Source organism: Mesorhizobium sp. A623, assembly GCF_054489405.1.
In genome coordinates this window covers 22,455-34,634 of record NZ_JBTMXB010000009.1, presented here as the reverse complement: position 1 = coordinate 34,634, position 12,180 = coordinate 22,455, and the positions used below count along the sequence as shown (strand labels likewise).

Below are 12,180 nucleotides of genomic sequence, written 5' to 3'. Positions count from 1 at the left end.
ACAACGCTTTCTGCATGAGGGCTAGTCATGAACCTCCTACTTCAACGCATCGTGGAGCGCATCGTCCATACCGGAAATCTCAGCATGACCGGCCCCAACGGCGTCACGCGACGGTTTGGCGACGGCAGCGGCGAGCGGACGCATATGGTCATCCACACCCGCCACGCTGAAAGGGCAATCACCCTTCACCCGACGCTCGGCATCCCCGAAGCCTACATGGACCAGGAACTGGACTTCGTCGAAGGCGACATCCTCAGCTTCCTGCACCTCGTATACGATAATATCGGCATTTCGTGGACCGACTCGACCTGGGGCAAGCTGCTGAACTCCGCCCGGATGACGGCGCGGCCGTTGCAGCAATGGAATACCGAGCGGCGCTCCAAGCGCAATGTCGAGCGCCATTACGACCTGTCGGGCGATCTCTACAAGCTCTTCCTCGACGAGGACATGCAGTATTCCTGCGCCTATTTCGAAAACCCGGACATGACGCTGGAAGCTGCGCAACTGGCCAAGAAGCAGCACATAGCGGCAAAGCTGCGCATCAAGCCGGGGCAGACGGTGCTCGATATCGGCTGTGGCTGGGGCGGGCTGGCGCTGTACATCGCCAAGACCTTCGACGCCGAAGTGCTGGGCGTGACGCTGTCGACCGAACAGCATCAGGTGGCGACCGAGCGCGCCCGCGCGGCGGGGCTGGAAAACAGCGTCCACTTCGAATTGCGCGACTACCGCGATCTGTCGGAGCGCTTTGACCGCATCGTCTCGGTCGGCATGTTCGAGCATGTCGGCGTCACGCAATACCGGACCTTCTTTGACAAATGCGCAACGCTGCTGAAGCCCGACGGCGTCATGCTGCTGCATACGATCGGCCGTACCGCGCCGCCGACCACGACCAGCGCCTTCATCCGAAAATATATTTTTCCCGGCGGCTATATTCCGGCGCTGTCGGAAGTGACCCCGCATATCGAGAAATCGGGGCTGGCCACTACCGACGTGGAAATCCTGCGGCTGCACTACGCCGAGACGCTGAAAAACTGGCGTGAACGCTTCATGGCCAACCGCGACAAGGTCAAGGCGATCTATGACGAGCGCTTCTGCCGCATGTGGGAATTTTACCTCTGCGGTTCGGAGGCCTCGTTCCGCTGGCAGGATCTGGTCAATTTCCAGATCCAGTTGACCCGCAAAAACGACGTTCTGCCCGTAACACGCGACTATATCGGCAAGTGCGAGAAGGCATTGACGATGCACGAAATGGGCCATCAGCCCGGTGAAGCCGCGGCCACGTCGGGCGACACGCACGCAGCCAAACCCGCCGGCCGACGCAAGGTTTCGCGCACCAAATAGTGCGCTCCGCAAGGTGCATAGACGCGGCTGCCGTCGAAACCGGTCGGTCGCGGAGAGGGGAGCGATTTTTCCGGCCCAGACTCGCTGCCCCGCCTGCCGACACCGACGCTTGCCAAGCACGGCATTTGCGGTCGATAAGGCTTCGCAATTGCGGGGTCCGTCGATGCGTTATTTTCTCTATATCGCCGCTGCGCTGGCGGAAATTGCCGGCTGCTTTTCCGTCTGGGCATGGTGGCGGCTGGAAAAATCGCCGCTATGGCTAATACCCGGCATTGCCCTGCTTATCCTGTTCGCCTGGCTTCTGGCGCAGGTTCAGGTCGATGCGGCGGGCCGCGCCTACGCGGCCTATGGCGGCATCTATATCGCGGTCTCGCTTGGCTGGCTGTGGCTGGCCGAAGGCATGCGGCCCGACCGTTTCGATTTCCTGGGAGCCGCCCTTTGCGTCGGCGGCGCATCGGTTATCCTGCTTGCTCCACGGGGGGCATAGGATGGAGCTTCCAGCACCGCTTCGGCAGGCGGTCGATGCCTTGCTTGAAAGCACCCCATTGCCGGTACTTCGGCAGGCGGCGAAAACGCTGTCCGACCGCTACCGCGCCGAAACGCGCGACGGCCGCCTGCACATGGCCGAAGAACTTGCGGTCAAGGCCTATCTGGCGACGCGCCTGCCGGCTACCTACGCCGCCGTGCGGACCTGCCTTGAAGCGGTGAGCGAGGCGCGGCCCGATTTCTCGCCCCAGACGCTGCTCGATATCGGCGCGGGTCCCGGCACCGTTGTATGGGCGACCGCCAATCTCTGGCCCGGTCTGCACCAGGCAACCCTGCTGGAAGCGAGCGGCCCGGCCAGAAAAATCGGCGAGCATCTCGCCGCCGAGGGCACTTTCGACACCAAAATTACCTGGCTGAGCGGGGACGCGACCATCGATCTCGCCGGCGCTGCGGCAGCGGACCTCGTCACCGCCGCCTATGTGCTGGACGAGATGGTGCCGGCATCGCGGCCCAAGCTGATTGAGCGGTTGTGGGCGCTGACGGCGGACACGCTTTTGATCGTCGAGCCCGGCACGCCGGCCGGCTGGCAGCGCATACTTGCCGTTCGCCAGCAGTTGATCGACGCGGGCGCGCATCTGCTGGCGCCTTGCCCGCACGAAAAACCCTGCCCGATCATGGCCCCCGACTGGTGCCACTTCGCGCGCCGCGTCGCCCGTTCGCGCCTGCACAGGCTTGCCAAGGACGCCGAAGTTCCGTGGGAAGACGAGAAATACATTTTCGTCGCCGCCTCGCGCCAACCCGCCGAGATGCGCCGGCCAAGGGTGCTGGCGCCGCCGAAATCCGGCTCCGGCAAGGTTCTGCTCAAGCTGTGCCAGCCCGGCGGCGATGCCACGGAGCTTCTGTTCACCAAGCGCGACGGCGCGACATTCAAAAGCGCGCGGCGCGCCGACTGGGGTGACGCCCTTTCCGATTGACGCAACCGGCAAGTCGGAATCTGCTTGCAGATTGTTCTTTGTTTGTTCTAGTATTGCTGGGGCGGGGCAGCAACGCCGATTCGAGTCAACGGGATTCTTTCCACGGATGCCGTCCGGCTGTGAATAGCGGCGGTTCAAGCGGCCCCGAGGCAGATATTCCAGCACCGGCTCGCCGCGTTCTGCTATCAGATAGGGAGACAAGAATCGGGGACGGCATGGCAGAGGCAGCGCGCAAATTCGAGGTCGCGGAACAACCGCTTTATCGGGAAGCGCCGAACAACATCGAGGCCGAGCAGGCGTTGCTGGGCGCGATGCTGGTCAACAACGACGCCTTCTACCGCGTTTCGGACTTCCTGAAGTCCGGTCATTTCTACGAGCCGCTGCACCGCAAGATTTTCGACGTCTCGGCCGAGCTGATCCGCATGGGCAAGATGGCCAATCCGGTGACGATAAAAACCTTCCTGCCGGCCGACGAAAAGGTCGGAGACATGACGGTCGCGCATTATCTGGCTCGCCTCGCCGCCGAGGCCGTGACCGTCATCAACGCCTCCGATTACGGCCGTGCCATCTACGACCTCGCCACGCGGCGCGCGCTGATTACGGTTGGCGAGGACATGGTCAACATCGCCTATGACGCGCCGGTCGACATGGCCCCGTCCGAACAGATCGAGGACGCCGAGCGGCGTTTGTTCGAACTGGCGGAAACCGGCCGATACGATGGCGGCTTCGAGAGTTTCACCGATGCCGTGAAAACCGCCGTCGACATGGCCAATGCCGCCTATATGCGCGACGGGCACCTGTCCGGCATCGCCTGCGGCCTGCGCGATCTCGACAGCCGCATGGGCGGCCTGCAGCCCTCCGACCTTATCATCATCGCGGGCCGGCCGGGCATGGGCAAAACCTCGCTCGCCACCAACATGGCCTTCAATATCGCCGAAGCCTATGTGCCGGCGCAACAGGCGGACGGCTCGTTCAAGGCCGCGAACGGCGGCGTCGTCGGCTTCTTCTCGCTCGAAATGTCGTCGGAACAGCTCGCCACCCGCATCATTTCCGAGCAGACGGAAATACCGTCGTCGAAAATCCGGCGCGGCGAAATCACCGAAATGGACTTTGAAAAGCTGGTCGCCTGTTCGCAGACCATGCAGAAAATTCCGCTGTTCATCGACCAGACGGGCGGCATCTCCATCGCCCAACTTTCGGCGCGCGCCCGGCGGCTGAAGCGCCAACGCGGCCTCGACGTCATCGTCATCGACTATATCCAGCTCATGCAGGGGTCGAGCGCCAAGGCTTCGCAGAACCGCGTGCAGGAAATCACCGAAATCACCACCGGGCTGAAGGCGCTGGCCAAGGAACTTTCGGTTCCGATCATCGCACTGTCGCAGCTGTCGCGCCAAGTCGAAAGCCGCGACGACAAGCGCCCGCAACTGTCCGACTTGCGCGAATCGGGCTCGATCGAGCAGGACGCCGACGTGGTGATGTTCGTGTACCGCGAGGAATATTACCTGAAAAACAAGGAGCCCAAGCCCGGCACCGAGGAATACATCAAGTGGGAAATGGAGATGAACGACATGCGCGGCAAGGCCGAGGTGATCGTGGCCAAGCAGCGCCACGGCCCGACCGGTTCCGTCAGCCTCGCCTTCCAGGGCGAATTCACCCGCTTCTCCGACCTCGCCGAAGAGCACCACATCGCGGAACGGTTCGAGTAGCACCTTGACGGCTCGTCACAAGATAGAAGTCCGGGTTGGCGCACTAGGCTTGCCTGTCCTTTTTGAAATGACAGCGGGACAGCACCCCTCTCTGTCCTGCCGGACATCTCCCCCACAAGGGGGGAGATCAGCCGTCACGGCTGTCCTGCCCAATCGCCGACGTTGCAGAACGAGCGACGAAGCTGAAACGCATGATCTCCCCCCTTGTGGGGGAGATGTCCGGCAGGACAGAGAGGGGTGCTGTCCCGCAAACCTATCCGCTCTTGCGGTTCGCAACCTCGGCCACTCGGCCGCTTTCACTCGACGCGCACCCTCCCCTTCGGCACCCCCCTGCCGTGGCTAAATCCCGCATCCAGTTCATCTGCCAGAATTGTGGCTCGGTGCATCAGCGCTGGGCCGGCAAGTGCGACGCCTGCGGCGAGTGGAACACGCTGGTCGAGGAAGGCACGGCGGGCGGCATCGGCTCCGGCCCGGCCTCGACGCGTAATGCGCGCAAGGGCCGCGCGGTGGTGCTGACCACCCTGTCGGGCGAAATCGAGGACGCGCCGCGCATCGTCTCGGGCATCGGCGAACTCGACCGCGCCACCGGCGGCGGCTTCGTTCGCGGCTCGGCTCTGTTGGTCGGCGGCGACCCCGGCATCGGCAAGTCGACCCTGCTGACGCAGGCGGCGGCGGCGCTTGCGGAAAAAGGCCACCGCGTCGTCTATGTCTCGGGCGAGGAAGCCGTCGCCCAGATCCGGCTGCGCGCGCAGCGTCTCGGCGTCGCCGGAAGTCCGGTCGAACTCGCGGCAGAAACCAATGTCGAGGATATTCTGGCGACCATCGCGGATGGCAAGCGTCCCGACCTCCTCATCCTCGATTCGATCCAGACGCTGTGGACCGACCTTGCCGATTCGGCGCCCGGCACCGTCACGCAGGTGCGCGCCGCGGCCCAGGCGATGATCCGCTATGCGAAATCGACGGGAGCCGCGATCGTGCTCGTCGGCCACGTCACCAAGGAAGGCCAGATCGCCGGACCGCGCGTGGTCGAGCACATGGTCGACGCGGTGCTTTATTTCGAAGGTGAAGGCGGCCACCACTACCGTATCCTGCGCACGGTGAAGAACCGCTTTGGGCCGACCGACGAGATCGGCGTGTTCGAAATGTCGGACAAGGGCCTGCGCGAAGTCGCCAATCCGTCCGAGCTTTTCCTGGGCGAACGCCATGCCAAGTCGCCGGGTGCCGCCGTTTTCGCCGGCATGGAGGGCACGCGGCCCGTGCTGGTCGAAATCCAGGCGCTTGTCGCCCCCTCCTCGCTCGGCACGCCGCGCCGCGCGGTCGTCGGCTGGGACGGAGCACGGCTTTCCATGATTTTGGCCGTGCTGGAAGCGCATTGCGGCGTGAAGTTCGGCCAGCACGACGTCTATCTCAATGTCGCCGGCGGCTACCGCATCCGTGAGCCTGCCGCCGACCTGGCGGTCGCGGCAGCACTTGTTTCCTCGCTTACCGGCCTTGCCCTTCCCGCCGATTGCGTCTATTTCGGCGAAATCAGCCTGTCGGGCGCCGTGAGGCCGGTTGCGCATGCGCAGCAGCGCCTCAAGGAAGCCGAAAAATTGGGATTTGGAAGCGCGGTATTGCCCTTGGGCAGTTCGAAAGGCAGCGAGGAAGTGGCCAGCGGCATCGGGGCTGGCGCATTCCGGCCAACCGATCTGGCCGATCTCGTGGCCCGCATCGCCGGCACGCGCCGCAGCCGCGCGGCCGAGGAAGATTGATCCGTCGCTTCATGCGATGACACTTGAGTGAGGCGAACACGATGCCGATTACGCTGCTTGACGGAATTCTGGTCGGCTTCACCCTCGTTTCGGCGATGCTGGCCATGGTGCGCGGCTTTTCGCGCGAGGTTCTTTCCGTGGTCTCGTGGGCCGCGGCGGCGGCAGCAGCTTTCTTCTTCTACAAGCCGGTGGTTCCCTACGTTCAGCCCTATATCGACAACGACAAGGTGGCGATGGCGGCGGCGGCGGGCATCGTCTTCATCATCGCGCTGATCGTGGTCACGGTCGTCACCATGAAGCTCGCCGACTGGATCATCGATTCGCGGGTCGGCGCGCTCGACCGCACGCTCGGCTTCCTGTACGGTGCGGCGCGCGGCATTCTGGTCGTCGCCGTCGCGTTGATGTTCTTCAACTGGCTGGCCGGCGACAAGGCCCCTGCCTGGATTTCCGGGGCCAAGTCGCGCCCCCTGCTTGAATCGATCGGCACCAAGATCGAAAGTATGTTGCCGGAAGACCCGGAAAACTCGATCCTCAAGCGCCTGAACGGCGCAATCGCAGAACCGCAGACCGGCACGGAGACACAACCCGTCCCCGGCGTGCAAGCGCCGGCGCAAGGCGACGATAGCGGCACGCCCGCGCCCGACGATAGCGAAGACGCGCCGCAGCCGGCAAATTGATCGCAATCCACACCGGAGAACACGCGCCTTTGCGTTGTTTCTGACCGTTTCGTGGCTTATATAGCTGTTTTAGCGGGAGCTTCGGCCCAATGGCAGACGCAGATAATGTGCTTGGCGCGGAAGCGGACGATCATTTCCACGACGAATGCGGTGTGTTCGGCATTTTCGGCCGGCAGGACGCCGCGGCCATCGTCACGCTTGGGCTGCATGCACTCCAGCATCGCGGCCAGGAAGCGGCGGGCATCGTTTCCTATGACGGCACCCAGTTCCACGTCGAGCGCCATGTCGGCCTGATCGGCGATACCTTCACCAAGCAGCGTGTCATCGACAGCCTCAAGGGCGACCGCGCCATCGGTCATACGCGCTATGCCACGACTGGCGGGGCGGGCCTGCGCAACATCCAGCCCTTCTTCGCCGAGCTTGCCGACGGCGGCTTCGCGGTCGCCCATAACGGCAATCTGACCAACGCCATGACCGTGCAGCGCACGCTGCAGAAACAGGGCGCCATCTTTTCCTCCACCTCGGACACCGAGACGATCCTGCATCTGGTGGCGATGAGCAAGGAACGCGACCTCAACGCGCGCTTCATCGATGCGGTGCGGCAGGTGGAAGGCGCGTTCTCGCTGGTGGCCATGTCTTCCAAGAAGATGATCGGCTGCCGCGATCCGCTGGGCATCCGGCCGCTGGTTCTCGGCGATCTCGACGGCGCCTTTATCCTCGCCTCCGAAACCTGCGCGCTCGACATCATCGGCGCGCGCTTCGTGCGCGACGTGCAGCCCGGCGAAATGGTCGTCGTCACCGCCAGTGGCCTTGAGAGCCTTTATCCGTTCGAGCCGAAGAAAACCCGGTTCTGCATCTTCGAATATGTCTATTTCTCCCGGCCCGACTCCTCGGTCGAGGGCCGCAATGTCTATGACGTGCGCAAGCGCATCGGCGCGGAACTTTCGCGGGAAAGCCCGGTCGAAGCCGACATCGTCGTGCCGGTGCCGGATTCAGGTACGCCGGCGGCGCTTGGCTTTTCGCAGGAAGCCGGCATCCCGTTCGAACTCGGCATCATCCGCAACCACTATGTCGGGCGCACCTTCATTTCGCCCGGCGATTCCATTCGCCACATGGGCGTCAAGCTGAAGCACAACGCCAACCGGCGCATGATCGAGGGCAAGCGCGTGGTGCTGGTCGACGATTCCATCGTGCGCGGCACCACCAGCCAGAAGATCGTGCAGATGGTGCGCGAGGCGGGCGCGAAGGAAGTGCATATGCGCATCGCCTCGCCGCCGACGCGGGCTTCCTGCTTCTACGGCGTCGACACGCCGGAAAAATCCAAGCTGCTCGCTTCGCGCATGACGGTCGAGGAGATGGCGGAGTTCATCCGCGTCGATTCGCTGGGCTTCCTGTCGATCGACGGGCTTTACCGCGCAGTCGGCGAACAGAGCCGCAACGGCGAACAGCCGCAGTTTTGCGATGCCTGTTTCACCGAGCAGTATCCGACCCGCCTTGCCGATTTCGAAGGGCATGACAATGTCCGTACGCTGTCGCTGCTGGCGACGGGCGGGCTTTAGATCGCCGTGCGCCCTCAGGACGCACAAAGGACGATCTAACTCTTTAAGTGAGCATCGGAATAACCCGAAAACCGGATTCCACTTTTCGGTCCGATGCTTTAGGGTTCCCAATCACGGCGTGGCAGCGATTTCACGCTGCCAGATGAAGCCCCGGTGGATGGCGAATTGCCGTCCGGGGCCGTGGGCGGCCGCAAACAGCAGCCCTGCCAGGAACGTGAAGTGATCGACGAAGAAGCCGAACTCGCCCTGATTGGCCTTCCAATAGGACGGGCCGTGGAAGGCGAAGGCCAGGAAGATCACATAGATCGCCGCCAGCAGCGCCGCTTCCGAGAAGAAAGCTCCAGTCAGGAAGGCGAGCACCAGCGCGACTTCAAAGATGGCGGCCAGCCATGCCAGAAGCAGCGGGAACGGGAACCCCGCCGCCGCGATGTAGCTGGCAGTAGCGTCCATCCCCGAAAACTTGAAGGTCGTCGCCATCGCGAACATGCCTGCGAAAATCAGCCTTGCGGCCAGGATTGCAACGGTTCTGCTCATCGATCCATTTCCTTTGATCAGTATTTAGACCAAGGACGCTGATACACACGCGTTCCCGACAAGGGCCAGCGGAAATGTCGCAGGCGCTTGGCACAACTGCGACCCGGCAGGGTTCCGTTTGTGATCGATTCGTCCTATCTGGTCTGCATTCTCGAGCAGCCTGAACTGGATGTCCGCATGAGCCTTGACCTCACCAACCGCATCGCGCTCGTCACCGGGGCTTCGCGCGGCATCGGCTATTTCATCGCCAAGCAGATGGCCGCCGCCGGCGCGCATGTCATTGCGGTCGCGCGCACAGTGGGCGGGCTGGAGGAACTGGACGACGAGATCAAGGCCGAGCGCGCCCGGACGGGCAAGGGCGAAGCGACGCTGGTGCCGCTCGACCTCGCGGACATGGAGGGTATCGACCGGCTAGGCGGGGCGATCCACGAGCGCTGGGGCAAGCTCGACATCCTGGTCGCCAATGCCGGCGTGCTCGGCGTCATCTCGCCGATCGGCCATGTCGAGGCGAAAACCTTCGAGAAGGTGATGACCGTCAATGTCACCTCGACCTGGCGGCTGATCCGCTCCGTCGATCCGTTGCTCAGGCTTTCCGATGCCGGGCGCGCCATCGTGCTTTCCTCCAACGCGGCGCATTCGGCGCGTGCCTTCTGGGGTCCCTACGCCGCCTCCAAGGCCGCGGTGGAAACGCTGACGCGCTCATGGGCGGCGGAAGCCGAGAACATACCGCTCAGGATCAATGCCGCTGATCCGGGCGCGACGCGCACCGGCATGCGCGCGCAAGCCATGCCGGGCGAGGACCCGGAGACGCTGCCGCATCCTTCGGAAGTCGCTGCCCGCATCGTGCCGATGGCCAGCCCTTCGCTGACCAGGACCGGCCAGATCTACCAGGCCAGGCACGACCGCTGGGTTTCCTACCGGCAGCCTGAATAGGCAGGCAGGGCTTGCAGGCAGCGACACCGCGATAGGCAGGCAGGGCAAACTTTGGTAGGATTGCCCGAAAGGCACCCAACGCGGAGAACGACGATGCGCAGATTGCTTCTCGCCACAGCAGCCACCGCCCTCCTTGCCCTGAGCGGCACCGCCTATTCGCAAGACACGACCACAAGCTTCTTCGTCACCAGCCAGGGTTCCGGCAAAGGGGCCGACCTCGGTGGCCTTGCCGGCGCCGATGCGCATTGCACAATGCTGGCGGAGGCGGCAGGCGTCACCGGCAAGAAATGGCATGCCTATCTTTCCACCAGCGATACCGATGCCCGCGACCGGATCGGTGCGGGACCGTGGTTCAACACCAAGGGCGAAAAGATCGCCGACGACGTCGCCTCGCTGCACTCCGACGCCAATAAGCTGACCAAGCAGACAGCGCTGAACGAAAAGGGCGAAGTCGTCAACGGTCGCGGCGATAAGCCGAACCGGCACGACATCCTGACCGGCTCCAAGCCGGACGGCACCCGCATTGCCGACCAGACCTGCGGCGACTGGACCATGAGCGGCGCGGAGGGTGTTGCCATGATGGGGCATTCCGACCGTACCGGGCTCGATGATTCGGCAGCGGCCAAGTCATGGAATTCCTCGCACGCATCGCGCGGCGGCTGCAGCCAGGAAGCCCTGAAAGGGACCGGCGGCGACGGCCTGTTCTATTGCTTCGCGGCAAAATAGCCAGATCGCCTCAGCCGCGCCCGGTTCGCGCCGGACAAGAACGGCTTCGGCGGGTTGTTTGATTTTCTGCGTCTTTTTCCTCGAAACCGGATTCCGGTTTCGAGGCCGATGCGGTAGGGTCATGGCCTGCTTCGATCCCCCCTTAAAGGAAGGCGAGATTTCATGTCATCGACGATAGCCCTGGTATGGTATTTGGTGGTCGCCGGGCCACAGGGCGGCATGGTCGTGCTGCCCAGCACTTTCGACACGCGCGACCAGTGCACGTCGGCCGTTGCCGAATACCAGAAGACGCCGCCCCCGGCCGGATGGACCGTCCAGTGCATTCCCAGCGCCTCGCCCTATGCCGACGACATGGATATGAACGACGGCGATTCGGTCCCGGTACCACCGGCACCGGCGCAGTAACGGCCCGTCAGCGGCGTCGCCTCGACCGGTCGCTGCCGGCATGCCGCGTTTCTCCTGACAGGAAGGTGTCAGGACCGGTCGTCTAGGCTTGGCAAAAGGATTGATGCCATGCCCGGCCCTTTCGACCTCAATGCCGAGCGCACTCTCGGCACCATCCTGGTGGCCTCGTCGGCCGCCGTTTTCGGCTTGGCCGGCGTGCTGACCAAGTCGATCCATGCCGATCCCCTGACGATCGTGTGCTGGCGAGGACTGGTCGGCGCGCTCTTCATCACGGCTTATGTGCTGTGGCGCCGCCGCCGCTCCGGGACGCGGTCGAGCCTGCGGCTTGGCTGGCGCGGCTGGCTGCTTGCGGTGGAAGGGGCATTGGCCAGCATCGCGTTCATCGCCGCCTTCAAGCTCACCTTCGTTGCCAATGTCGCGATCATCTACGCCACCGCGCCCTTTGTCGCCGCCCTGCTTGCCTTCGTGCTGTCCGGCGAGACCGTTCGCCTGCAAACGCTCGTGGCGGCGGCGGTTTCGCTTTGCGGCGTTTCGATCATGGTCTGGTCCGGCTTTGGCACGGGTTCGCTGGCCGGCGACGGGCTTGCGTTCCTGATGACGGTCGGCAGCGCGCTCTACATGATCATGGTGCGGGCCTTTCGCGACACGCCGGTGGTGTGGGCCGGTGCTGTATCGGCGTTCCTGCTGTTCTGCCTCGGCTGATTCGTCACTGATCCGCTCGCCGTATCGGCGCGCGACGCCGTGCTACTGGCGGCCTTTGGCGTATCCTTCGCGCTGGCTTCGATCTTATGGACCGAGGGCGCGAGGCTCATACCGGCGGCCGAAGCAGGCCTGCTCGGCGCGGCGGAAGTTCCCTGCGCCACCCTGTTCGCCTTCCTGTTCCTGGCCGAAATTCCGCCAGCCGCCAGCATGGCCGGCGGCGGCATCGTGCTTGCGGCGGTCTTTGTCCATGCCGGACGCGACTGGCTGGCGGCAAGGCAGCGGCCAATGGCGATGGTCGAGCATGCTCGGAAATAAAATGTGGCCCGGCGGAACCTTTCCGATGCGGCGGCGTTGATGCCATGACGGCCCCCTCCCAATCCCCCAAG

Annotated in this window: 11 protein-coding genes and 1 pseudogene; 11 read left to right on the top strand and 1 reads right to left on the bottom strand. The window is 63.9% G+C overall.

Annotated elements, in window-relative coordinates; all coding sequences use genetic code 11:
- Window positions 1-27: 27 nt before the first annotated feature.
- From ACX3P1_RS11390 to purF, 7 genes are all read left to right on the top strand, one after another.
- Entirely contained in the window at window positions 28-1,341 is a 1,314-nt protein-coding gene (locus ACX3P1_RS11390) for a class I SAM-dependent methyltransferase (RefSeq protein ID WP_459079684.1), read from the top strand.
- Window positions 1,342-1,504: 163 nt separating this feature from the next.
- Complete coding sequence (locus ACX3P1_RS11385; protein WP_459079683.1) at window positions 1,505-1,828, top strand: YnfA family protein; 324 nt, start codon at window positions 1,505-1,507, stop codon at window positions 1,826-1,828.
- Window position 1,829: 1 nt separating this feature from the next.
- Window positions 1,830-2,801 carry a small ribosomal subunit Rsm22 family protein gene (locus tag ACX3P1_RS11380; protein ID WP_459079682.1) on the top strand — a complete coding sequence of 324 codons (972 nt, stop codon included), beginning with the start codon at window positions 1,830-1,832 and terminating at the stop codon, window positions 2,799-2,801.
- Window positions 2,802-3,016: 215 nt separating this feature from the next.
- The gene (locus tag ACX3P1_RS11375) at window positions 3,017-4,507 is read left to right on the top strand and encodes a replicative DNA helicase (RefSeq protein WP_459079681.1); all 1,491 of its coding nucleotides are present in this window, start codon (window positions 3,017-3,019) and stop codon (window positions 4,505-4,507) included.
- A gap of 335 nt (window positions 4,508-4,842) precedes the next feature.
- On the top strand, window positions 4,843-6,258 hold the full coding sequence (gene radA / locus ACX3P1_RS11370) for a DNA repair protein RadA (protein ID WP_459079680.1): 1,416 nt from the start codon (window positions 4,843-4,845) through the stop codon (window positions 6,256-6,258).
- Window positions 6,259-6,299: 41 nt separating this feature from the next.
- Window positions 6,300-6,935 (top strand): CvpA family protein, encoded by a 636-nt coding sequence (locus ACX3P1_RS11365; protein WP_459079679.1) that lies wholly within the window; start codon window positions 6,300-6,302, stop codon window positions 6,933-6,935.
- A gap of 89 nt (window positions 6,936-7,024) precedes the next feature.
- Window positions 7,025-8,494, top strand: a complete 1,470-nt coding sequence (gene purF / locus ACX3P1_RS11360) for an amidophosphoribosyltransferase (RefSeq protein WP_459079678.1) — start codon at window positions 7,025-7,027, stop codon at window positions 8,492-8,494.
- Between the two features lie 111 nt (window positions 8,495-8,605).
- On the opposite strand, the gene ACX3P1_RS11355 is transcribed toward purF, so the two are convergent.
- A complete protein-coding gene (locus tag ACX3P1_RS11355) occupies window positions 8,606-9,028 on the bottom strand; it encodes a DoxX family protein (RefSeq protein ID WP_459079677.1) in 423 nt (140 codons plus the stop codon).
- A gap of 177 nt (window positions 9,029-9,205) precedes the next feature.
- Between ACX3P1_RS11355 and ACX3P1_RS11350 the strand changes: the two genes are divergently transcribed.
- The 4 genes and pseudogenes from ACX3P1_RS11350 to ACX3P1_RS11335 all read left to right on the top strand — a co-directional run bounded on the left by ACX3P1_RS11350 (window position 9,206) and on the right by ACX3P1_RS11335 (window position 12,109).
- Window positions 9,206-9,961, top strand: a complete 756-nt coding sequence (locus tag ACX3P1_RS11350) for an SDR family NAD(P)-dependent oxidoreductase (RefSeq protein ID WP_459079838.1) — start codon at window positions 9,206-9,208, stop codon at window positions 9,959-9,961.
- Window positions 9,962-10,054: 93 nt separating this feature from the next.
- Window positions 10,055-10,687, top strand: coding sequence for a hypothetical protein (locus ACX3P1_RS11345; protein ID WP_459079676.1), 633 nt, complete (start codon window positions 10,055-10,057; stop codon window positions 10,685-10,687).
- Between the two features lie 162 nt (window positions 10,688-10,849).
- On the top strand, window positions 10,850-11,092 hold the full coding sequence (locus ACX3P1_RS11340; RefSeq protein WP_459079675.1) for a hypothetical protein: 243 nt from the start codon (window positions 10,850-10,852) through the stop codon (window positions 11,090-11,092).
- Between the two features lie 108 nt (window positions 11,093-11,200).
- Window positions 11,201-12,109, top strand: a pseudogene (locus ACX3P1_RS11335) (DMT family transporter).
- Window positions 12,110-12,180: the final 71 nt, after the last annotated feature.

What these genes read in the sequence shown, in the direction of transcription:
- ACX3P1_RS11390 (WP_459079684.1), top strand. Translation starts at nt 28, where the DNA reads ATGAACCTCCTACTTCAACGCATCGTGGAGCGCATCGTCCATACCGGA.
- ACX3P1_RS11385 (WP_459079683.1), top strand. Translation starts at nt 1,505, where the DNA reads ATGCGTTATTTTCTCTATATCGCCGCTGCGCTGGCGGAAATTGCCGGC.
- ACX3P1_RS11380 (WP_459079682.1), top strand. Translation starts at nt 1,830, where the DNA reads ATGGAGCTTCCAGCACCGCTTCGGCAGGCGGTCGATGCCTTGCTTGAA.
- ACX3P1_RS11375 (WP_459079681.1), top strand. Translation starts at nt 3,017, where the DNA reads ATGGCAGAGGCAGCGCGCAAATTCGAGGTCGCGGAACAACCGCTTTAT.
- ACX3P1_RS11365 (WP_459079679.1), top strand. Translation starts at nt 6,300, where the DNA reads ATGCCGATTACGCTGCTTGACGGAATTCTGGTCGGCTTCACCCTCGTT.
- purF (WP_459079678.1), top strand. Translation starts at nt 7,025, where the DNA reads ATGGCAGACGCAGATAATGTGCTTGGCGCGGAAGCGGACGATCATTTC.
- ACX3P1_RS11355 (WP_459079677.1), bottom strand. Translation starts at nt 9,028, where the DNA reads ATGAGCAGAACCGTTGCAATCCTGGCCGCAAGGCTGATTTTCGCAGGC.
- ACX3P1_RS11350 (WP_459079838.1), top strand. Translation starts at nt 9,206, where the DNA reads ATGAGCCTTGACCTCACCAACCGCATCGCGCTCGTCACCGGGGCTTCG.
- ACX3P1_RS11345 (WP_459079676.1), top strand. Translation starts at nt 10,055, where the DNA reads ATGCGCAGATTGCTTCTCGCCACAGCAGCCACCGCCCTCCTTGCCCTG.
- ACX3P1_RS11340 (WP_459079675.1), top strand. Translation starts at nt 10,850, where the DNA reads ATGTCATCGACGATAGCCCTGGTATGGTATTTGGTGGTCGCCGGGCCA.